This is a genomic window from Asaia astilbis JCM 15831 (genome assembly GCF_000613845.1).
Lineage (GTDB): Bacteria > Pseudomonadota > Alphaproteobacteria > Acetobacterales > Acetobacteraceae > Asaia > Asaia astilbis.
This window is the reverse complement of sequence record NZ_BAJT01000013.1, coordinates 91366-112869: the sequence shown is the minus strand read 5'-3', so window position 1 is coordinate 112869 and position 21504 is coordinate 91366. Positions and strand designations below refer to the sequence as shown.

The window sequence follows — 21504 nt, the reverse complement described above, 5'->3', positions numbered from 1 at the left end:
CATTGATGCAACCACCGGAGAGCAGCATACCTCGTCCGATCAAACAGGCGGGGGAGGTAACGGCCAAGAGCAATCAACGCAGCAAGCCGCCTCGGCGGAGACTGTCGGTGCTGATTCCCTACCTCCGAATGGTGAAGAGCCGAGTGGAGAAGAATCGAAGCAAAAACCCAATCCCAAACTTCATGAAGGCGCCCAAGGAAAGCATCTTGAGGGACATCGGAATTATGATGAGACGCGAGGAAGAAGTGTCATAACCGAAGACCCTGAAGAACTTTTACAAGGGGTGATATCGGGGAAATATAAAATAATAAGAGAAGGTAATGGAAAATACGTCGTAGATTTTGGAAAAAAAATAGGTAGATTTGGCGGTGCTTCAGGTCCTGAAAGCCAGTTCGGGACAGTCCATACCGGAAAAAATGGAAGTCACATCGTGCCGGCAAACCCAAGCCAATGGTAAAAAAATGAATTATAATAGCGATGCAATGGAGTCCTCTGCAAAGAAAGCAGTGCTTATGGAGGAAACTCCAAATTTAATGTCTGCATACCTACATATTGAATCAAATAATATGAAGATATCACTTCAATTTAAAAGCACTCCAGAAGAAGTGGATATTGAATCAATGGAATCTATGGTCACATATATTTATTCCGACCTATGGAGGTGGATCGGGAATATTAATACAGAATGGACCGTGTTAAATAAGGGTCATTTTGAAGGAGAGGGTACTCTTATATTCAGCCGAAATTTATAAATTATCATATGATATGCGTCATACTTCGGGGATGCTGCCTAGTGTCTAGGGCCTGTTAGGTCTTGATATAATCTGCTGCGGCTGCGACTCAGATCATTGAGGAGAAGGGAGCAGCGATTTTTTGTATCGGGTGGTAATCGCTCTCCACTCCCTGAGGCGAACCAAAAAATCTTCGACCAGGTGACAGTGTCGATAGGCCCATTTGGGGCATGAACGGCCGCGGCCCTCTGCTCTACAAATCATCAAGAAACCAGTTTGAGGCATATCCTCGGTCACAGACGACATGGCGCGGCGTCGCCTGCAACGCGTCCAGGAGTGTCATGGCAGACGGCAGTTCGTGTGCCTGCCCCGGAGTAAGGGTGAATGACTGAACTTTTCGGGGCCGTCGGCCGCTATGCAGGTCTTGCTGACAAAGCATAGGCGCGAACGGCCAAGTGCCAGACAACTGCTCCATCTTCTTCGGAATCCCCATTTTTGGCGCCTCCTGCCGGCTTGTGGCGCACTCTGGCTTGATTCAAATGGAAATCTCGCTGGTGAGACAGGAAGCAGACATACCATTCGAAACATCCCTAAGTCGGCGGATCCGGATGCTGCTGCGCAGGAATTCGCAGACTCTATCATGGCGACCAGAACAGTGCAGGAGGTGAAACCAATCATGGTGAAGGGCGAGCCGGCTACCGTATCTAAATTGACCGATGGCACGAACGTGACTGTGCGCCCAGCGGGAGCGGCAAGCTGGAGAACATCAGAGAATACGGCGACAGTCGACATTTCGGGTACAGGTGTCCAAAATTTTTTGTATGGAGCACGAGTGCTTAGATTTAAGTTTGGAGGGTACTGAACATGTATTTCTTTTACGCTTTTTATCAGCAACCAATGGCTTTGCTTGAACATGAAGAGGGTCCCATCTTCCTCGCTTTCACTAGTAAAGAAATTGCAGATATCTGTGGGCCCCGTAAAGAAGGCGAGATGCTCAATGAAATCTGGAGGTACTCAGCGCTTATTTCGCTTTGTAGGCTCCTACACATAGGAGTGCTTCGCTCCTGGGGCCTCGAAAATGCAAATGCAGTGTTTCATGAGCTTTCCAACAGCTCGCTAAACTATCACCGAGACACAGTGTTGTGGGAGACGTATCAATTCGCTCTCACTGTTAAAGGAAAGGAATTTCTCGACGCAAATGGCGTTGCAGAAATAGAAGGGCCTGTGAGCGCTAGTTTGGAAAAAAAGCTTGCACACTTGTTCGATGTTCCATCTATACAGTGTGATGAGAAATCGGCTTCCTCAGAGGCTCTCAAGTTCTGGATCGAGAAGCTCCGTTACGTCGAGGATGAATATCCTTACTATATACCGTAGATTTGATAATTGTTGTTTGTGAATTTATAATTAGTATTACCTATTTGTTGCGAAGTAATAAAAATATAGAAAAATTAATTCTATATTTTATTGAAATATACGGAAGTTATATAATAAATCATATCTGATGATGCTTAGAGCTGGTTCGGAGTATTAGAGCTGGGGTACCTGTTGAGCTCTTCTCTACAATGACGCCAATGTTTTAACGGTGCACGAAATATCTGGTCGTAGAACTGTGGATGCCGTGTGGGACTATACCGCGGCAACGCAGTCCTCCGGCAAGGGAGGCGGCACCTTGACGGCGCTGAATGCGCTGCAAGGTGGCTATATGGCGAGCAAGGGGCTGGCCGGGGCTTTGGGTTCGGACAAGCTGCTCTCGACGTCACCGGCTGATCGCAGCAGCGGCAATCTTGAGCTGATCGGGATACAGGCGGGCGTTGGGTTCAACTCCAATAAACGGGACGCGACGCAGACCAAAACGACAGTTGAGGGATCCAAACTCACGGCGGGCGGCACGACGACGCTGATCGCCCGGGGGGATGATGCCAGTGACCCGTCGAACGGCAGGATCAGTGCCACGGCGGCGCAGATCGCGTCGTCGGAAATTGTTCTTGCGGCGAAGAAGGATATCGATCTCCGCGCGGGTTATGACACGACCTCGAGTGAGAGCCATAGTTCGAGTAAATCCGCCTTTGTCGGTGCGAATGCGAGCATTCGCACGACGGGCGCCGTGTCAGTGTCACGGCGTCGATCGGGGGCTCGAAGACGCATGTGACGACGTCGAGCTCGACGTCGGTCGATACAAAGCTCGTTGCGACGAATGGCGTGTCGGTTGTGACACCGGGTTCTGTGACGCTGGATGGCGCCGAGGTGCTGGGCAAGCGCATCGATGTGAATGCGGGGTCGCTGTCGATTACGAGCTCGCAGAACCGCTCGGACTATAAAAGCACGTCGTCGCAGTTTGGTGCATCGATCTCTGTCCCCGTGTTCGGTGCGGGGGGCAAGGCGGGCGGTGGCGGAAGCTACGGTCATCAGGCGATCAAGGACCACTTTGTCTCGACGGGCGACGTGCTGTCGGGTCTGTATGCGGGTGATGGCGGTCTTGGCGTTGATGTAGAAGGCGCGACGACGCTGAAGGCCGGCGTGCTGAGCAGCACCGCCGAAGCCTCTCTGAACCATCTGAAGACGGGATCTCTGACGAGTGGATCGCTGGAGAACGTGTCGCAATGGGGTCTGACCTCGACGGGTATGTCGCTGAGTGGCGGTGCGGGCATGATGGGCGCGGGTCTGGCCAAGGGTGCGTCTGGCATGATCGGCGGGGGGGGGGGCTCGCATGATGAGAGGGAGCGAAAGCCAGTCTGCAATCAGTGGCAATATCAGTATTGATGCAGGCAGTTGCAGCGGCGATTTCACGACCGATGTCTCGAAGGCGAATGGCCGTCTGGAGAACAAGTTCGACGCGCAGGCTCTGAAGAACCAGGCGCAGGTGCAGAGGCTTGGCAGCCAGTTGGTCGGTGAATTTGGCGGCGAGATCGCCGACGGGCTCGATAAAGCGGGCGTAGCCGGTTTTGGGGGGAAAGATCTGAGCAATGCCTGGGGACGCATTGCGCTTGAGACGGCGGGAAATGCGGTCGTTGCGGGTGCCTCAGGCGGTAATGTCGGCGCAGCGATTGCGAGCCGAAACTGGGTTCTGGATCAGGCAAACGCGATGTCGGGCAATCCTGAACTTCGAAAGATCTATGCGAATGCCATCAGCAATCTGATTGCCTCTGGCGCAGGGGCAGCAGCAGGCGGACTAGCAACCTCAGCGACTGTGTGTGTGGGTGGGGGGGGGGGCGTAGCTAGGTGGGCATTGGAACAAACAAATGGAGACGTAAAGACCGCCCTTCCTTTGATCGCAGCGATCGAGAATATCATCGCGTCCGGTTCAGGAGCATTAGGTGGCGTTGCTGGCGGCAACACGTCAGGCAATGCAGGAATTAATGCGCCGAATGGTGCAGGCCAAGCCGCTGCAGTTGAGCAATACAACATGGCAAGCCTGAAGCTCCTGGCATTTTTTGCAAAGTGGGCTGCCAAAAGAGAGGCGACTAAAGCTGCCGAGAGAGCCGCCTTGCATAAGGCTGAACATGGTGGCAGAGGCCGCGAAAGGTAATGGTGAAACGCCTGCAGAGGCTAAGCTGAGTGCCAACCGCAAGGGCGAAAATGAGTCGCCGAGATAAGTTCAGACGAAGCGTCCGGGAGAAAAAGCGAATGAAGTAGGCGCGAGCCGTGAGCAGAACGTCGCGAATTGGGTGAAGGGTAGAGTTTCACGCAAAATTATCAAAAATAAGCATGGAAAGACTGATATAGATGTTATAGCAGAAAATGGTGATATAATTACTGTAGTAGGCCCCGCAAAGGCGAATAAGTTAGATAACTTTGTTAGAGGACTTCGTGTTTATAAGGAGTAAGCTGAAAAAAGGGGTGTTCAAGCGTGGGCCTACCTCGCCGAGGGTACGCCCGATAGTGTCTTGCAAGTGGCACGCTAAATACTAGGAGGGAATGTTAAGATTTTTAAGGGAAATTGAAATGAAGATGTATTGTGAAGTTACATTAGTAGATAGCGAATGGGTAGAAACATTTTTCCAAATTGTGGATGATCTAGGTTTTCCCACAAGCAAACCAAATGTATACAAGATAAAATCTTATGTAGGAGACGACGAATATTTCTTCGAAGATCGAAAGGGGCTCATTGAAAACAGAGAAATCAGTAACCTCCTCATATGGAGCACTGAGGAAGATTGTCTTTTTTCTCTCGTTGGAGCGGAAAGAAAAAAGTATTGATATTACTATACACTTTGATGGATGGGAGATAAATTCTGCTATAGTTATGGCGTCAAGAATTTTTTCAGAAACATCTAAAAGATTGTACCGGTGCACAGAGGGAGTTTTTTTTAAGGCTTACTTTGAATAGTGATATTTTACGGAATCTACTTCCAAGTAGATCTGCTCATATTTTGACTATCCCGTCCACAAGCTGCGGCTAACTTATTTCAGTTAACGTGACTGGGAGTATGTTTCGTCGGGTCGACATCTTGACTCTTAGCACGCCCGACTTGATGGCTTGGTAATAATGTTTTCGGGCAACAATTTATTTCCGAGCCCTGATGGCGATGTGACTTGATAAGAGCCTGACGGGTTCGTCCCCTTAAAGTCACGTTCTCTTCGCCTGATGCACAGGCACTCTTTTTGTGAGGAGACTCTCGATAACACTACACTTGGTTTCGTCAACCATCATCGAGGTAGACAGGCATGATGACAAATATGCCGCAGTGGCCTCACCCGGCCAGGGAATGATCTTGGGGCGTCGATCCATCAAGGCCGATACGCACAGTTATCATGAAGAAATTACAAGATTGGTTGCAGAGCCTGAAAGTGGAAAGTAGGTTATAATCAATGATCGATGTAATTATAGAAATACTAGGACAAGACGAAAATTTCCTGAATAGATACATCGAAAACCTCGATTTCGAAGAAGAAAACATTGGGGGAGACATATATATAAAGTTCATGAAGTTGGGATTTAGCTTGCGATATAGCGATAAAATCGTAGACAGTATAATATTCTATGCAAAAAATAAGGAGGGGTATGCGGCATATAACGGAACGCTGCCTTTTAACCTGAGGTTTTCAATGAACCGCGAGGGAGTTCGCTCTCTGTTGGGCGATCCATCTTTTATCAGGGAAGCAAAGATGGTGCCGGTTTTGGGCGCTCTCCCCCCACTTGATCGATATGACGTAGACGGTAAATCTTATGCTATTTCCTATGATGATAGGTCTAATAGTATAACTAAAATTAATATATTCGTAAATTAGGCTGAATTGGAAAAGTATTGTCAGATTAGCCCAAGTTCTGATTCACTGCTTTTTTCAACGCCGACGGTGCGGTGGCGCGAACATGGCACGAGGCGATCTGGCGGATCAGGAATGGCAATGATTGGTCCGCTTCTGACACCCGAACGCGAGCGTTGGTCCCGCCCAGGCGTAAATAACCGCCAGTTTCTTAATGGTATGTTGCTTGTCCTGAGAACGGGTTGTCCGTGGCGGGGATCTCGCTGAGCAGCAAGGGCGCGCAAGGCCGTATAGGTGGTTGATGAGTCCGGCAATATTGATGAGTACGTTCCGCATAGCGTCGAGCAGGATGGTGATAAAGGGGGGAATAAATCTTAAGAAGAAGAGCGAACCCGTCTAGAGGAGAGCTCTAAACTATCATGGAAAGACTGGGAGTAGTACCCGAAGATCAGAATAGTTGGTCTTGAGTATGCAGAAATTGGGAATCTTCGCTAATAGCGACCATGCGCCTGCGGGGAAAGTAGGAGAAGCTCGAAGTATCAGCCAAAATATAGTAGAAGAAGTCATCGATGCTAGCGATTCAGCGACTCAAATGGTTTAAGCCGTCGAGAGAGAAAAATTTTCATCGGGTGACGTAGAGGTGGTCACCGGATATTCATAGTGAGTGTTTTGAGGGTGCCGCGATGAATGAATTCGAAAGAGAAATTCCTAGTTTATTGGCTGTATGTCGATTGCATATAGACGGAAATATAGATTTCCTATTTGTACAATCCAAAGTGCGGTTAACGGAGGACATTATATATTCTTACGAAAACCGGATTCATGCTCGTTTTTTGAGTAGAATGGAAAATGAATTGGAACGTATTTCCTGTATGATCGACAATGGCGACCAAGAGTCGGCGTCAAAAGAAGTATGCTTCAAAATAATTGAATACTTCGATAAAAGGGAGGGTGAAAATGAAGATAATATTTGATGCCAATCCATATCTTGGTCCACATGGAGACGACGGCATAGAGTATAGCTATGTAAACGGGAATTTGTATTTGAAGATATTCTATGATAGCACAAAGTGTATCAAATTAATGTTTCATCATTGTACATATCAGTACTTTTTTCCAATTCCAGGTCATACGCCTTTTAAAAATACAAGCGTCTATGTGCGGGGAAGGTCAACGTCTGGCATTGTTTATGAGGTAACAGATGGGGATCTTATGAAGGGTGCGCGAGAGGTATGTGAAAATCTCAACCTGAAATTTGATCAAAGACAGTACCATCTCTACCTAATCGAAGCAAATATAGTTATGGATGTCATTTCCTCAGGTGTAACTGTCGAAATTAACTGAATTCATTAAGATTTCCTGTTTTACAAGGAACGGATTTACTCTAATCCGTATCGGTTAGGTGATATTTTCTGCCACGTTTCACTGCATGGAATAATCTTTCTCATGCACTTTTAGATAAGGGGCGGGAACGAAATCCGTGAGCCAAACGTCGTTTTCCGATTTGTAAAAGAGATATCCATCGCAGCTCATAGCATCGCTATTCACGCTTATAACTACAGCATTGCCGTGTCTCTTTCCGACACGATAAGCAGTAGCCGGATCAGTCGACAAATGCACATTTTGTCGACGTCCCCGTTTGATTCCTTCTTCGAAGATAGCTTTGAGGTTTTTATTTGATGTTCCGTGCCACAGTATTTTGGGTGGCTTGACGGAGAGAATATTTAAATCGACAGATAAAGAGTGGCCTTGAGCTGCTCGAATACAGCGACCATTCGAAGAGACTGTAAAACGTTTCTTATCGTTTTCTTCAACGACTCTATTAAATGATATCAAATCGATATTATATTCTTTCTCATTTGCTAGTCGCAACAATTCGTTAATATATGCCCAGCCCGCTTTGTCGAGCGTGAGGCCAATAGTCCCGGGTTTGTGGCGGAGAACCAAATATAGTAGGCGCGATATGTCATTATCTTTCATATTCTATTTGCTCTCTAGTCAAAAGAAAGCTCATAAATTATCAGGTCGGAACTGCTGTCAAGAATGAGGGTCTGGTCTCCATCGGTTCTGGCATCGCTGGGTGAAGGTGTTGCGCTCAATGCAGGCAAGGCGCCTACGATCGATGTTTCGGCCCTGTCTGCGGTGAATGATCTGACGCTCTGGCTCCGGAGTCCAGATTTCGACATGACTGAATGGCTTTGTTCAGGCTGGCTGCATCGTCGATGTCGCTGGTTTCCCGCTCTGTGCATGGAATGAAGCGAGCTGAGCGAAGAAGGGGGCGGGCGCCTGCGTCCCCGGTGAGAGGGAGCTCGAGAAGCGAGCTTACCGGAAAGATGGCAGGCGGTCCTCGATAGGTCGGAGACGAGGTTGCGAATATCCGATCCGGCTCTGACTCGCTGGCCTGACACAGGCTTATCAACTGGGCGGCGGCGATAAAGGGCATATCCGCCAGGCAGACAAGCACACGTTCCTGTGGTGCGAGGCCGGTAATCCCAAGCGCGAGAGAAGAGCCCAGCCCTCGTTCCGGATCTGCGTTGATAACGCGATGAAATCCGGCTTGGTCATAGGCCTTGTGCCAGGCACCGTCAGCGCGCGACACGACACGTCTGTCACGCCATGAAAGCGTTGAGACGGTTTCAAGAATATGGTGCGCCAACACCTGTTTTCCGACGGTCGCTCCGAGTTTGTCGTCTGACCCGTATCGACGGCTCAGCCCGGCAGCGAGGATGAGAAGAACGCATGATTTGGTGCTCATATCTGCAGATCCGCCCGGCGTGCCTCGATCAATGAAAAAAGCTCGGCCAGAACCGACACGGCGACAGAGCGTGCTTCGCGCGATGGTCCGAACAGGCCAATCGGCCCATGAATTCGGTCGAGCGATGTCTTGCTGTGTCCGGCTTTGAAAAGCGCATCAAGGCGACGTTCCTGCGTTCGCCGACTACCCAGACAACCAATGAAAAAAGCCTTTGTCTTGAGGCTTTCCTTGAGGATAGGAAGCTCACGATCTAGATCGTGATGCAAAAGAACGATCGCGGTCTCGCGATCCTGCGCATGCTGTGCCACCAGAGTGACGTCACCTTTGAGCACGCTCAGACCGGCAGCTTCCGCGAGGCGGATAAGAAAGTGGCTCTCCAATCCGTCGCCGTAAAGCAGGATCTGCGGATCTGGGCGGAAGGCAGCGGTAAAAATGGCGCTGTTCCAACCTGTTGGCATGAGACCCGACGCAGTGCAAAGGGTCTCATTGTGGGCGTCATAATGCAGCAGAGCGGGCTCCCTCGCGCTCCGTAGTTCCAGAAAACGGGCAAGAGCGGTGCCTTCGCGAAGGACATGCAGATGAAGCCCGATGCCGCCGCGACAGGGCAGGACGATGTCGAACCAGGGTGAGCCGATCCCGTAACGACATTGGCGGTCTTTCCGCTCCCTCAAAGCAGATAACGCCTCACCGACAATGCTGGCCTCGACGCAGCCACCCGAAACCATGCCGACATAAGAGCCGTCATCCCGCACGGCCATCAGTGCGCCTAGTGGACGTGAGGCTCCGTCGATGATGTCAGTAAGAAGCGCAAGAACGCCGTCATGTCCGGCGTCATGGCCTTCTTTGAGAAAGCGTATGGCATCGTCGGGATGGTCGCTTTGCATGGCGCATCTCGCCTCAACGGCAACGAATTCTCTGAAACGATCCTGCATGAATGCCCAATCCGGGAGAGGCTGACTGAACGAGACTAGCCCGGCTTGCGGGCGCTGTCCCGCCTGGTGTGGGGATTTTCACACAGATAAATGCAACCCGCATTCTTTCCTCGAGAAAAATGTTGACCCCATTATCCGCTCATGATCTGTATATTTCGTATACGGATCGACTTTGAACTTTCCTCCCGCAAGCACGCACCCGAACATTTTGAGGCTGTCAATGTGTCGCCATGAGCGAAGCCGTTTTCTCACGTCTGGTTGTCAAAATAACGCGCTGGCATCGTCCGGTCTCCTAGCGATGGCGAGGGCAACTCAGCCTCTTCAACGTCGCACGGCGTTGTCGCTGCGATTTTGGCTTTCTTGTTCGCTCTGTTTCCTTCCGGTGGTGGCCCACGCAGAGACCGTTAAGAAAGCGGATGCCCACCATAAACGGCTCGACGTCGCGACAGGGACGTCGAACAAGAAGCCGGCCAAGGCCTCAGCCGCCCGCAATGGCGGTGTCGAAGAGGTGATGGTCACCTCGAGGCGGCGCAAAGAGACGGCGCAGCAGATTCCTGAAACCGTGCAGATTTTTACGGGCAAGGAGCTCAATCGTCTTGGCGTTCAGGCCTTGCCCGATCTGATCAAATATACGACCAACGCGCAGAACCTCGATTTCTACGGTGGCGCCATGCCGACCTGGGTTATTCGCGGTGTCAGTCTCGCCGACTTCAATCCCAATTCGACGCCCGCAGCGCCCATCTTCCTGAATGACGCCTATCAGCCCAGCACAGTCATGGGCACAGGCAGCCTGTTCGATATTTCCCGCGTCGAGGTGCTCAAGGGCCCGCAAAGCGGGCTTTATGGACGCAATACGATTGGCGGCGCCGTACGAGTGCTGACCAACAAGCCCAATTTTGACAAGGCAACCGGCTCGGTTGCGGTCTCTTACGGGCGTTGGGGCGATGGGCATGTCAATGCAGCTTATGGCGCGCCGATCACGCGTAACCTTGCTTTTCGTATTGCCGAGACATCGGACCATGGTTGGAGCGGCTGGCAGACATCCCTGCAGAACGGCGCCAAATGGGGCCGCAAGAACCGCGATGCCGTGCGCCTCGAAGTCGCCGCAAAGCTTGATAACTGGACGCTGAATTTCGATCTGCATGGCAGTCGGGACAAGTCTCAGCTGGCTCTGGCAACGGCACTCGGCGTCTATAACAACATGGGCGGTTTCTGCTCGGCCATGATCGCCGGTTATGCAGATCAGCGAAACTGTCTGACCCTGCCTCAGGCTTTTGGCGATGCCAGTCAGGCGGCCTCACGTCAGACGCAGGACGGCACAAAGGTTCTCTCTTCGCCGACGAATCAGCTGGATAACAAGGCTGGCGGCGCGCAATTCAGCGCAGTCGGCGATCTGGGTGGCCTGGAACTGACGTCCATTACCTCGCTGGATTATTTCGAATACGGCCTGAACTATAATTACGCAGCAACCGGACCAGTCTACGCGACCCAGGTCGAGCACACACCGATGCGGATGGCTCAGGAAAATCTGCGTCTCAGCTCCGGCAAGCCGAAGCGTCTGGACTGGTTGCTCGGTCTCGATGTGTCCTATGAGGATCTGGAAGAAAACAAGCAGTTCCAGCTTTTCGATAATGCGCTTCAGACACTTTATACTGGTCTCTCAGGAGCAGCGAATGAAGGAATTCTGAGCTATACCCAGAAAACGCAATCCTATAGCGGCTATGGGCAGATCACCTATCACATCCTTCCCAAGCTCTCGCTCGACTTCGGCGCACGCAGCACGTGGGAATACAAGTCGTATAATGGCGCTTTCCAGCAATCGCCCGGCTATTACGTCGCTTCCGACGTGTCGCGTCAGTATCAGCTGAAGGATCATGTCACGGGCAAGGCTGTTCTGCGTTACCAGTTCGATCCGCTGAACATGGTCTATGTCTCGGTGGCGCGCGGGTATAAATCAGGCGGTTTCTACGGTGGTTTTCCCATCGCCAGCACTGCGCAGATCGATCCCTATCGTGAAGAACAGGTCTGGGCGGTCGAGGCCGGATTCAAGGCTCAGACACGCGATCGCAAGCTGATTGTCGATGGGGCGGCTTTCTATTACCGCACCTATAACTATCAGAATTTCACAACGCAGTATTCGGCGGTCAGCAAGACGATCACCTCGACGTTGACCAATATCGGTACAGCGGTGAATCAGGGTCTCGAAGGCAATATCGTCTGGAAGCCCGTGCCGACGCTGACCTTCAATCTCGGCGCGGCCTATAACGACGCGAAGATCGTCAAATCCTCGCAGGATCAGCTCGATTATGCGGGTAATCTGGTGTCGTGGCAGGGACAGCGTTTGCCTTACGCGCCGCGCTGGAGCCTGACGCCGTCGGCCCGTTATGAACATGAGATGTTCAACGGGGCTTATACCGCCGGGGTGCAGATGAATTACAGCTTCCGCACCACGCTGAATGCCACGCGGGGTGTCGGTGCCTGGATCAATAATATCCCGGGCTACGGTCTGCTGGATGTGCGCCTCGACCTTCTCTCGCGCAAGCAGCACTGGAATCTGGCGCTGATGGGGTTCAACGTCACCAATGTTCACTATCGCACGGTCGGACAGACCGATGGTGTGAGCGATTTCCAGCAGATCTACGGCATGCCAGCCAGCTATCGTTTCCAGATCGGGTACGACTTCTGATCGGACCCGATTTCAGAACTGATTTTCTCTCTTCTCAGAACTGATTTTCTCTCTTCTCAGGTGGAATATGATCAAGACAAAGTCTCTCAAAGCCAATCTGCTCGCCATGCTCGTGCTCTCTACCGGGCTGAGCGGACTTGCTCATGCCGGAGAGCCACCCTTGCCGACCGATCCGGCCATTACCCGGTCGCTCGAGGCGCAGGATGCCCTGCCACGCACGGCGTTTTACAGCACGCCTGCCGATATCGCCGCCTCTGCACCGGGCGCGCTGCTTCGTCAGGAAAAAGCCCCTGAATATAGCCTGCCGAAGGGCTTTACGGCCACGCGCATCCTTTATCGCTCAACTGACTCGCATGGTGGTCCGGTCGCGACCTCCGGTGTCGTTGTCGTGCCCCCCGGCAAGGCGCCTGAAGGCGGCTGGCCGGTCATTGTCTGGGCCCATGGCACCAGCGGCACGGCTCAGTCCTGTGCGCCTTCGCTCATGAAGGATGTCTATTACGGCAGTCTGCGCGTATTCGATCTGGCAGCAGCAGGGTTCGTTCTGGTCATGACCGATTATCACGGTCTGGGAACCGACAGCCCGCATCAGTACATGAACAAGTTCGCTCAGGTGGCGGATATCCGCAACGCAGTGCCTGCGGCTCACGCTCTTCTGCCTGATCTGTCGCAGAAATGGTTTGTGGTGGGTCATTCACAGGGGGCCTATGCGGCTCTGGCGACGGCCGAGGCAGAAGCCAAGGCGAATGATCCGGGTTACCTCGGCGCGATTTCGATTGCTCCGGCGGCTCGTGTCGGCATGATCAATAAGAACATATCTGCCGTGAAGAAAGCCGGTGGTCCCTACATGTCCTGGCTGGCTTACGCCATCCATGCCCAGTACCCGGAATTCAAGCCCGAAGACCTGCTGTCGAAGACAGGCCTGTCGCATTATCCTGAGGCCACAGGCAAGGCTTGCTGGCTGACAGGCAACGCACTCTACTACCCTTACTCGGCCAAGGAGCTGGTGCGTCCGGACTGGAGCAAGAACAAATACGTCAAGAAGTTCTTCGCAGAGCAGACAGTCGGCTATGAGAAGGCCAAGGGCCCGATCCTGCTGATCGCTGGTGGCGGCGATACGACGATCCCCATTCACACGCTCGAATCCTATGCCAAGGATGCCTGCCATTCGGGGTCGGATGTGAAATACATGGTCGTGCCGAATGCGGAGCATGGTGCTGCCATGGTTGAATCCATGGATACGCAGATCGCCTGGCTGAAATCGGTTCTGGCGGGCAACGCGCCCTCCAATACCTGCCAGCGTCACTGAAACCGGCCATGAAGACAAGACGGTCCTCGCTCGCGCTTCTTTGCGTCGGTGTTTCGCTTCTGGCCTTCCCCACCAAGGGGAGGGCACAGGAGGCCCGATCGGGAGGCAGCGTGATTGCCGCGGTCTCGGGGTATAATCCCGAGCTGGTGCATACGGCTCCCTTCTGGGGGAAACGTCTTGTCGGCTACCTGCACACGCGCGATGGGGTGCCGCTGCGCTACAGCGTGCTTCTGCCTGAAGGCAAGGGGCCGTTCCCCGTCGTGATCAATTACAGCGGTTACGACCCCGGTGGCATTGGCAGTTCGGCCTATCTCAAAGGCGATACCGCCATGTCGGTCAGCCTCGATCACGATCTGGTTGCGCATGGCTATGCGGTGTTCGGAGCCAATGCCCGGGGTACGGGGTGTTCAGAAGGGCAGTTCACCTTTCTGACCCCCAGCTACGGTCAGGATGGCTACGACATCGTCGAATTTGCCGCGTCACAGCCTTGGTCCGACGGTCATGTCGGCATGGCCAACTGGTCATGGGCGGGAATGTCGCAGATCGCCACGGCCTCCACACGTCCTCCCCATCTGCGTGCCATAGCGCCGGGCATGGTTCTGGGCGATGCGCGTCTGGACAGCTGGGCGCCGGGTGGCGTGCCGAATATGCAGTTTCCGTCCGGCTGGCTGCTCTATCTGCAATCGCGCTGGGACGCCTTGAAAGAAGGTGCACAGGCCGAGCATGACCAGCGTTGTCTGGACAGGCTTGCGATTAATACCGAGACAAACCGCAAGGATAATCTGCGCGATCTTATTTTGCGCCATCCGTTGCGCGATGCCGAGATCGAAAAACGTAATCTGGCGGCAAGAACCGGTCAGATCACAGTGCCAGTTCTCTCCATGGAAGCCTTTCAGGACGAGGCGGTGACGTCTCGAGAAGGCTATTATCAGGATACGCTGGCGCCAGAGACAACATGGCTGGTCCAGACCAATGGCCAGCATGATGCCTATGAATCGCTGAAATATCGCAGTTTGCTGCTCGGGTTTTTCGATCGTTTCCTCAAGGGGCATGACGCCGCCTTTGGCGATACGCCCCATGTACGGGTCTGGCTTGAGAGCGGCTCTCACGGTGAAGGGCATGAGAAGGTCGAGCAGATGACTCCGCGTGTGAGTCTGAGTGGTACGACCTATCCGATCGTGGCAGCCCCTCATGTGTTTACCCTTGCCGCGAAAGGGACGCTTGAGGACGGGTCTTCTCCCTCCAGCGGATCGGATACTTATACCTATCCGGTACGGGGCCCCGATGTTGATGTCGATGCCGATCACCCTGCCTGGGGTAGTCTGCCGGAGCATTGGCGCGAGGGCAGTCTCGCCTATACTTCTGCGCCGCTTGGAAAAACGCTCATCGCCTATGGTCCAGCCAGTGTCGATCTCTGGCTTTCATCCGACATGCCCGACACCGATGTTGAAGTGACATTGACCGAGCTACGTCCGGACCATCAGGAGATGTTCATTGAACGCGGCTGGCTGCGCCTCTCGGATCGGGCGCAGGATCCAACCCGATCCACGGCGCTTCGTCCGTTTCCGCTCGACCGCGTGGAGACCACGCAGAGTCTGGCGCCCGACGAGCCGGTCCTGGCGCGTGTCGAGTTAAGCAAGCTGGGCCATGTGTTTCGTGCGGGCTCCAGGCTGCGCCTCTGGATCGACGCCCCGGGCAATTTCGGAGGGTACGGCTTCTCTCCGTGGCTCCTACCCGCCACAAACCGGCTCTGGCATGACCCCCAGCACGTGTCACGTCTGGTTTTGGGCAGCTTGTCAGAGCAGGGTGTTTCCGGTGTGACGGTTTCTGCTCTGCCGAAAACCTCCGCGCCTTGCAATGACGTGCTGATGCAGCCCTGTCGGCGCGATCCGCTTCAGTAATCCCCCAAACTTTCAGAAGGTAATCTGACATGAAGACGCTGAGAACAACGCTTTGCGCGCTCACATGCCTCGTCGCATCGGGCGCCGCACATGCCGCCACGGAGGCACCGTTCAAGGGCAAGATCTATGATCCGGTCAAGACGGAGCTCGTGCTCAATCTGGTGGTTACCTGCACCGACCCGGTTCGACCGGGCCCTGAAGGGGCGAGCAAGGATGGTGAACGCACGGAAATCTGGCCCATCATCGGGGGGCGTTTCGATGGTCCTGGTATCCACGGAACAGTAGAGCCCGGTGGTGCCGATCTGCCGGTCCTGCGCCCGGACGGTGTCGAGGTTGTCGACGCTTTTTATCGACTGAAGACCGATGACGGGCAGATCATCATCATTCACAACAAGGGCCTCGCCTACCCGATCGACGGTGGCAAGGATTATAAATACCGTCTGAGCCCGGAATTCATTGCACCGAAGGGTAAATATGACTGGTTGAACAAAAGTATTTTTGTTGCCACTCTTGTCTATCCGGTTCCCAAAGGGATGGAGCTCGCCAAGGGTGTTCATCAGAATGACCGGTTGATTCAGGTACTCCGACTTAACTGATATTCTCTCCGGCATCTGGTTTGCATAAAATGTCCTCAAATGAGCCCGTTTTCACGAATTCAAACATTGATCGTACTCTGGGCAATACCATTCGTGAGAGAAGAAAGCAGACCGGATACCTTCTCAAGGATGTCGCGTCGCGTGTCGGGATCTCGCTCAGTCATCTGAGCCAGATAGAGCGTGGCGCCTCATCGCCGAGCATCCGTGATCTGATGAAGATCTCGGATGTGCTCGAACTCGATATGTCGAATTTCTTCGGATCGATCAGGGGCAGGTCTCTCGATGAGCCTGCCTTCTACACGCGTATTGACGATCACGGCCTGCTCGGTTTCGGCGAGGGGATCACCAAGGTGATGCTCAACTCGCAGAGACCGGAGTTGCTGCGTACCTATCTCATGATTATTGAGCCGAACGGGCATTCTGGGACCGAAATCCTGACGCATGGCGGATTCGAGTCAGGTCTTGTTCTGCAGGGATGTCTCCATCTGCAGGTGGGTGATCAGGACTCCTTTCTGCGTGAAGGGGACTCGTTTTCTTTTTCCAGTGAAACGCCCCATCGCTACAGCAATGGGTCATCACAGGTTACGCGTGTCGTCTGGGCCAATGTGGACGGGCCCTGACTGACGCACGCTGCTGGCTGGCGGGACGCAAAGACATCTCTGTCGAGCGTCTGTCACCTGTTCAATTCGATAAGTCTCAATGCCTGAATTGACCGGGTTCGACCGGATGATCGACCCCGCCAAAATGGTGAAGCATCCATGTCGACAGAGCGGCGAGCTCTTCCGGCGTGTAGATGGTGGCGAATTTTTGCATCGTCATTGAACCATGAATGGTTTTAAGTGATGTCCCTTCCCTGAGCACAGCGATCAGATTGGTAGCGGAGGGATCGCTTAGCGAGTGACTGCCGGCGAGGGCTGCCCAGTCCGTTTGTCGGCCCGAGCCGTCTTCCAGATGACATCCGGCGCAGGCTTGCTGAAACACGTGTTTTCCCAACGCTGGGCCACCATCCGATGCGCTGGGGCCCTGGTTACGGAGAGACCCTTCGGACTGCGCCGGGATGCTGCGCAGATACAGGATCATCGCGTGGAGATCGTCGGAAGGTAATTGGCTCAGGCTATGCTCAATTGCCTCGGCCATCGGCCCTGAAGCCGGACCATGTCCCTTGGCGTGTCCGGTCGAAAGATAGCTGAACAGGTCTGCATCACTCCAGGCGCCCAGACCATGCTCACGGTCGGTGGTGAGATTATACGCCCGCCAGCCTACCTGAACCGCGCCCGCATAGGCACGGTGGCTGAGCCCGAACATGAAATTGCGCGGGGTGTGGCACTGACCGCAATGGCCCAAAGCTTCTGTGAGATAGGCCCCCCGGTTCCACTCAGTCGATCGGGACTTGTCGGCGGTCATGCGTCGGTTCGGGTTGTTGAACCAGTTCCAGAACAGCATGGTCCAGCGCTGATTGAACGGAAAGGAAAGACCGTTGGGGAGAGCGGGGGCTCTGATGGCAGGCAAGGTAAACAGATAGGCCTTGATGGCCAGAGCATCCTCGTCACTGAGCAGGGTGTAGGACGTGTAAGGCATGACCGGATAGAGATGCTTGCCTCCCAGACCGACACCTTTGCGCAGCATCCTGAGCCAGGCGGTGTCGGTATAAGAGCCAATACCGGTCTCGCGATCCGGGGTGATGTTGACCGCATGGATTGTGCCGAAGGGCAGGGTGAACACACGCCCCCCGGTCAGAGCGCGACCATCTTCAGAGAGATGGCAGGCCGCACAATCGGCCGCAATGAACAGGGCCCGACCCTTCATAGCCTGACTGGACAGGGCTTGCGGATCGGCCTGTGAGGCGAGGGCGTCCTGAGCGCTGGCTGGCGGCGGCGATGAAAAACAGGCGTAGGCAGCAAGGAGCGCTGCGGAAAGGGTCAGGAGGCGGGTCATAGGTCTTTCTCCCCATCGTTCCGCGGGCTCATCTGGGGCGCGAAGGGGATGCGGCGCAACCGTCGCCCTGTTGCGGCAAAGAGCGCATTGGCAAGGGCAGGTGCGGCAGCCACCGTTCCTACCTCACCGATACCGCCGACCTCTGCGGTAGGGTCAGACACCAGATGCACACGGATATCAGGGGCCTCATTGATGCGCATCATCCGGTAATCGTGAAAATTGCTCTGCTCTGCCTGACCGTTGTGGAAGGTGATCTCATTATAAAGCGCCATGGTGAGGCCGAAAATCAGTCCCCCCTGAATCTGGCGCGTACAGCGTCGGGAAACACGATCGGCCCGCAATCGACAGCGGTATCGGCTTTGACAAGATGGATCTGCCCGTCTGCCTCTACCCTGACCTCCAGCACGGTCGCTGCCCAACATTGAAAGGAATAATGAAGGGCGATACCGAGCCCGTGACCTTTGGGCAACTCGCGTCCCCATCCGGCCTGTTTTGCTGCCTCGTTGAGGACTTTCAATCCGCGCGGGGAGGGGGCGAGATGCTTGCGCCGGAAGGCAAGCGGGTCGGTCCCGCTTGCATGAGCCAGCTCGTCCATCATGCTTTCGACAACAAAGATATTGTGGGTGGGGCCCACACCGCGCCACCACAAGGTGATGAGCCCTTCAGGCTCGCATTGAACCGCCTCGTTGAGTTGGGCCGGAATAGCGTAGGGCGTTTCGGTAGCGCCCTCAACGGCGTCGGAGTCCAGACCGTTCTGAAGTCCTTCGGGCGCCCAGCGCGCCAGCACGAAGGACCCGGTTGTCCGGTGATGCCACGCCTTGATCATGCCCTGTTCGTTGAGCCCGGCGGTAATACGATCGTAGTAGAAAGGTCTGAACTGGTCCTGACGGATATCCTCCTCACGCGACCAGAAGAGCTTGACGGGATAAGCCACCTGCTTGGCCAGACGGGCTGCCTGACCGATCGAGCTGGAATCCAGTCTGCGGCCGAAGCCGCCTCCAATCACATGGTTATGAACGGTAATCCGTTCTGGCGGCAGACCCGTGGCGTCGGCGACTTCCTGACGGGCCCGGATCGGCACCTGTGTCCCGACCCAGACATCGGCGGAGTCGGACCGGATATGAAGCGTGGTATTGATCGGCTCCAGTGCGGCATGAGCCAGAAAGGGCAGCTCGTAGACAGCGTCTACACGTTTGGAGGCACTTGCGAGAGCTGAGACGGCATCTCCCGTCTTCTTGGCGACCAGCCCGTTCTGTTCCGAGGCCTGCCGAAGCGCTGATAAAAGCGTGGCACTCGATATTGCAGCGTGCGGGCCGAGATCCCATTGCGGGTTGGCTGCCTTCATTCCCGAAAGGCAGCCCAGCTATGGTCACCGATCACAGCGAGCGCGTCGGGCAGAGTCACGATCTCGATCACGCCCGGAATTTTGAGGGCAGCTTCCCTGTCGAAGCCTTTCAGAGTGCCGCCTCTTACAGGACAGGCCATGATCCGGCCGATCTTCATCCCGTCGAGGCGTACATCGATACCGAATACGGCACTGCCGTTACTTTTGGCACGCGTATCCATGCGTCGCGGGTTCGTGCCAATCAAGCGGAATTGCGAAGGATCCTTGAGCGGAACGGGATCGGGTACGGGTTGCCGGGCCGCGTCATCCGCCAGAGCACCATAAGACAGGCTCCTGCCGGAAGAGGGATGCAGCACGGCACCGTCACGTGCCTCACAGCTTTCGACGGGCACAGACCAGCGCTTGGCGGCAGCCCGGACCAGCATGATGCGTGCGGCAGCTCCAGCCTGGCGGAGCGGTACCCAGCTATCCCTTGTCGAGGCCGATCCGCCCGTGACCTCTTCTCCAGCCGTTTTGTCGATATAGCGGGAATCAGCAGGCGCCGCTTCCAGCGCAACCTTGTCGAGGGCGACTTCCAGCTCCTCGGCGAGGAGCATGGCAATGCCTGTATAAATGCCCTGACCCATCTCGGCGTGACGCATGATGAAGGTGATGGCCCCCTCGCGGTCGATGCGAATGAAGGCATTGGGTGTGAAGACGCCCTCTGGCTCGGCATGCGCCCCTGGCAGTCCTGGAATGACGCCGGAGAGGATCAATCCGCCCCCTGTCGCGAGGGCTGCACGTAAAACGGCGCGTCTGTTGAGTGCCGGTCCGATCTGATAGGGTTTACGCATTGCTGGCAGCCTTGTGGATAGCGGCGCGTATGCGCACATACGTGCCGCAGCGACAGATATTGCCCGACATGGCATCATCGATATCGTCATCATTTGGCGCAGGCGTGGTCTGGAGCAGGGCGGTGGCTGCCATGATCTGCCCCGACTGGCAGTAACCGCACTGGATCACCTGTTCTTCAAGCCAGGCTTCCTGCACGCGCTGGCCGAGGGCGGTCTTGCCGATGGCTCTATGGTTGTGACGGGTCTGTCCCCGATCAGGGAAATCGGCAACTGGCAGGCGCGCGCCGGCTGTCCGGCCACATGCACGGTACAGGCCCCGCATTGAGCGATGCCGCAGCCATATTTTGTGCCGGTCAGCCCAAGAAGATCACGCAGCACCCAAAGAAGGGGCATGTCATCCGGAGCATTTACGTCATGCGATTCACCGTTGATAAGAATCGTTCTCATGTCGCTGTTATCTTTCGGTTTTTCGGGTGCCGTTCGCCAGAACAGGATCGCCAGTGTCTTTCATGAATGCAAGTCTGCTTTCAAATCTGGGTCGAAAAGTTGTTTTGATGTTGACACGATTTTGTGGCGCCGGGATGATCGATACATCCTAATTCAGCAGGACTTCATGACGCAGGACGCAGACAGCCCCCCCTCATCTCCTTCCTGTCCGTTGCCCGAGAGAGGGGCCAGGCGGCGCGATGTGCTGTCGACAGTTGTCGTAGGGGCGGGGTGTCTCGGCGCCTGTGCTCTTGCTTATCCTTTTCTCGACAGTCTGAATGGCACCGCGAATACGTCGCTGGGAGAAGACGACTCAATCGATGTGGACATTTCTTCGCTTCGTGCCGGTCAGCAGCTTGTCGTGACATGGCGCGGCTGGCCCGTCTTCATTCAAAAGCGCACGCCCGAAATGCTGGCCTCATTGCGCGCCTCCGATCTCGGGCAGCGTTTGCGCGATCCGGATTCCAAAATACTGCAGCAGCCCAAAGACGCGACGAACTGGCATCGCTCCGTTGTGCCTGAAATCGGCGTGCTGATCGGCATCTGCACGCATCTCGGCTGCGTACCGTCCTATGCGACGCCTTCGACCAACGACAAATCCGGAAAATATTCCTGCCCGTGTCATGGCTCGCAATTCGATGTAGCAGGGCGTGTCTATAAAGAGGCTCCTGCGCCCTATAATCTCCCGGTGCCCCCCGTCACCATGATGTCTGCCACGCATGTGCGTATCGGGCAGAGCAAGGGTGATCCGGGTTTCTCCATCGCCTCCATCCAGCAGATCTGAACGGCGACC

The 21504-nt window shown here is 54.6% G+C and carries 22 protein-coding genes and 1 pseudogene; 13 read left to right on the top strand and 10 right to left on the bottom strand.

What is annotated here, in order from left to right:
• Positions 1–457, top strand: a 457-nt coding sequence (locus JCM15831_RS21075; protein ID WP_232228140.1) for a polymorphic toxin type 50 domain-containing protein, incomplete at its 5' end; no start/stop codon positions are given.
• Positions 458–984: 527 nt separating this feature from the next.
• Here the strand turns inward: JCM15831_RS21075 and JCM15831_RS24010 are convergent.
• Entirely contained in the window at positions 985–1170 is a 186-nt protein-coding gene (locus tag JCM15831_RS24010) for a transposase (RefSeq protein ID WP_373277640.1), read from the bottom strand.
• Positions 1171–1628: 458 nt separating this feature from the next.
• Between JCM15831_RS24010 and JCM15831_RS10960 the strand changes: the two genes are divergently transcribed.
• The 6 genes from JCM15831_RS10960 to JCM15831_RS24005 all read left to right on the top strand — a co-directional run bounded on the left by JCM15831_RS10960 (position 1629) and on the right by JCM15831_RS24005 (position 6203).
• The gene (locus tag JCM15831_RS10960) at positions 1629–2105 is read left to right on the top strand and encodes a hypothetical protein (RefSeq protein ID WP_156938838.1); all 477 of its coding nucleotides are present in this window, start codon (positions 1629–1631) and stop codon (positions 2103–2105) included.
• 244 nt (positions 2106–2349) lie between these two features.
• Positions 2350–2880: a hemagglutinin repeat-containing protein gene (locus tag JCM15831_RS10955; RefSeq protein WP_156938837.1), complete on the top strand. Its 531-nt coding sequence runs from the start codon at positions 2350–2352 to the stop codon at positions 2878–2880.
• On the top strand, positions 2877–3491 hold the full coding sequence (locus JCM15831_RS10950; protein ID WP_025824300.1) for a hemagglutinin repeat-containing protein: 615 nt from the start codon (positions 2877–2879) through the stop codon (positions 3489–3491). The genes JCM15831_RS10955 and JCM15831_RS10950 overlap by 4 nt, the downstream gene beginning before the upstream one ends.
• Positions 3439–4257, top strand: coding sequence for a hypothetical protein (locus tag JCM15831_RS10945; protein ID WP_156938836.1), 819 nt, complete (start codon positions 3439–3441; stop codon positions 4255–4257). Before JCM15831_RS10950 ends, JCM15831_RS10945 begins: the two co-directional genes overlap by 53 nt.
• Positions 4258–5540: 1283 nt before the next feature.
• Positions 5541–5960, top strand: a complete 420-nt coding sequence (locus JCM15831_RS10935; protein ID WP_025824297.1) for a hypothetical protein — start codon at positions 5541–5543, stop codon at positions 5958–5960.
• A gap of 111 nt (positions 5961–6071) precedes the next feature.
• Positions 6072–6203, top strand: a complete 132-nt coding sequence (locus tag JCM15831_RS24005) for a transposase (RefSeq protein WP_156938835.1) — start codon at positions 6072–6074, stop codon at positions 6201–6203.
• A gap of 1155 nt (positions 6204–7358) precedes the next feature.
• Here the strand turns inward: JCM15831_RS24005 and JCM15831_RS18445 are convergent.
• The 3 genes from JCM15831_RS18445 to JCM15831_RS10915 form a co-directional block, all read right to left on the bottom strand.
• Positions 7359–7916, bottom strand: a complete 558-nt coding sequence (locus JCM15831_RS18445; RefSeq protein ID WP_035774303.1) for an RNA 2'-phosphotransferase — start codon at positions 7914–7916, stop codon at positions 7359–7361.
• Between the two features lie 133 nt (positions 7917–8049).
• Positions 8050–8691, bottom strand: coding sequence for a nucleotidyltransferase family protein (locus JCM15831_RS10920; RefSeq protein ID WP_025824295.1), 642 nt, complete (start codon positions 8689–8691; stop codon positions 8050–8052).
• A complete protein-coding gene (locus tag JCM15831_RS10915) occupies positions 8688–9623 on the bottom strand; it encodes an XdhC family protein (protein WP_025824294.1) in 936 nt (311 codons plus the stop codon). The genes JCM15831_RS10920 and JCM15831_RS10915 overlap by 4 nt, the downstream gene beginning before the upstream one ends.
• A 385-nt stretch (positions 9624–10008) precedes the next feature.
• Between JCM15831_RS10915 and JCM15831_RS10910 the strand changes: the two genes are divergently transcribed.
• The 5 genes from JCM15831_RS10910 to JCM15831_RS18435 all read left to right on the top strand — a co-directional run bounded on the left by JCM15831_RS10910 (position 10009) and on the right by JCM15831_RS18435 (position 16732).
• On the top strand, positions 10009–12309 hold the full coding sequence (locus JCM15831_RS10910; RefSeq protein ID WP_198024302.1) for a TonB-dependent receptor: 2301 nt from the start codon (positions 10009–10011) through the stop codon (positions 12307–12309).
• Positions 12310–12376: 67 nt separating this feature from the next.
• A complete protein-coding gene (locus JCM15831_RS10905; protein WP_025824292.1) occupies positions 12377–13615 on the top strand; it encodes an alpha/beta hydrolase family protein in 1239 nt (412 codons plus the stop codon).
• Positions 13616–13623: 8 nt separating this feature from the next.
• Positions 13624–15516 carry a CocE/NonD family hydrolase gene (locus JCM15831_RS10900; RefSeq protein WP_025824291.1) on the top strand — a complete coding sequence of 631 codons (1893 nt, stop codon included), beginning with the start codon at positions 13624–13626 and terminating at the stop codon, positions 15514–15516.
• Between the two features lie 29 nt (positions 15517–15545).
• Positions 15546–16112 carry a DUF3237 domain-containing protein gene (locus JCM15831_RS20335; RefSeq protein ID WP_025824290.1) on the top strand — a complete coding sequence of 189 codons (567 nt, stop codon included), beginning with the start codon at positions 15546–15548 and terminating at the stop codon, positions 16110–16112.
• A 29-nt stretch (positions 16113–16141) separates the two neighbouring features.
• Positions 16142–16732 carry a helix-turn-helix domain-containing protein gene (locus JCM15831_RS18435; RefSeq protein WP_025824289.1) on the top strand — a complete coding sequence of 197 codons (591 nt, stop codon included), beginning with the start codon at positions 16142–16144 and terminating at the stop codon, positions 16730–16732.
• Between the two features lie 76 nt (positions 16733–16808).
• Here JCM15831_RS18435 and JCM15831_RS10885 read toward each other — a convergent pair whose 3' ends face one another.
• From JCM15831_RS10885 to JCM15831_RS24185, 6 genes and pseudogenes are all read right to left on the bottom strand, one after another.
• Complete coding sequence (locus tag JCM15831_RS10885; protein ID WP_025824288.1) at positions 16809–18047, bottom strand: cytochrome c; 1239 nt, start codon at positions 18045–18047, stop codon at positions 16809–16811.
• Positions 18044–18319 carry a hypothetical protein gene (locus JCM15831_RS22825; protein WP_232228139.1) on the bottom strand — a complete coding sequence of 92 codons (276 nt, stop codon included), beginning with the start codon at positions 18317–18319 and terminating at the stop codon, positions 18044–18046. Before JCM15831_RS22825 ends, JCM15831_RS10885 begins: the two co-directional genes overlap by 4 nt.
• Before the next feature lie 14 nt (positions 18320–18333).
• Complete coding sequence (locus JCM15831_RS22820) at positions 18334–19392, bottom strand: xanthine dehydrogenase family protein molybdopterin-binding subunit (RefSeq protein WP_232228138.1); 1059 nt, start codon at positions 19390–19392, stop codon at positions 18334–18336.
• Positions 19389–20225, bottom strand: coding sequence for a molybdopterin cofactor-binding domain-containing protein (locus JCM15831_RS22815; RefSeq protein ID WP_232228137.1), 837 nt, complete (start codon positions 20223–20225; stop codon positions 19389–19391). Before JCM15831_RS22815 ends, JCM15831_RS22820 begins: the two co-directional genes overlap by 4 nt.
• Positions 20218–20547, bottom strand: coding sequence for a (2Fe-2S)-binding protein (locus tag JCM15831_RS18425; protein ID WP_456303433.1), 330 nt, complete (start codon positions 20545–20547; stop codon positions 20218–20220). Before JCM15831_RS18425 ends, JCM15831_RS22815 begins: the two co-directional genes overlap by 8 nt.
• 23 nt (positions 20548–20570) lie before the next feature.
• Positions 20571–20618: pseudogene (locus JCM15831_RS24185) on the bottom strand ((2Fe-2S)-binding protein); the annotation flags it as partial.
• Positions 20619–20838: 220 nt separating this feature from the next.
• Here JCM15831_RS24185 and petA point away from each other — a divergent pair.
• On the top strand, positions 20839–21495 hold the full coding sequence (petA, locus tag JCM15831_RS10870; protein ID WP_025824287.1) for a ubiquinol-cytochrome c reductase iron-sulfur subunit: 657 nt from the start codon (positions 20839–20841) through the stop codon (positions 21493–21495).
• The last annotated feature ends 9 nt before the right edge of the window (positions 21496–21504 follow it).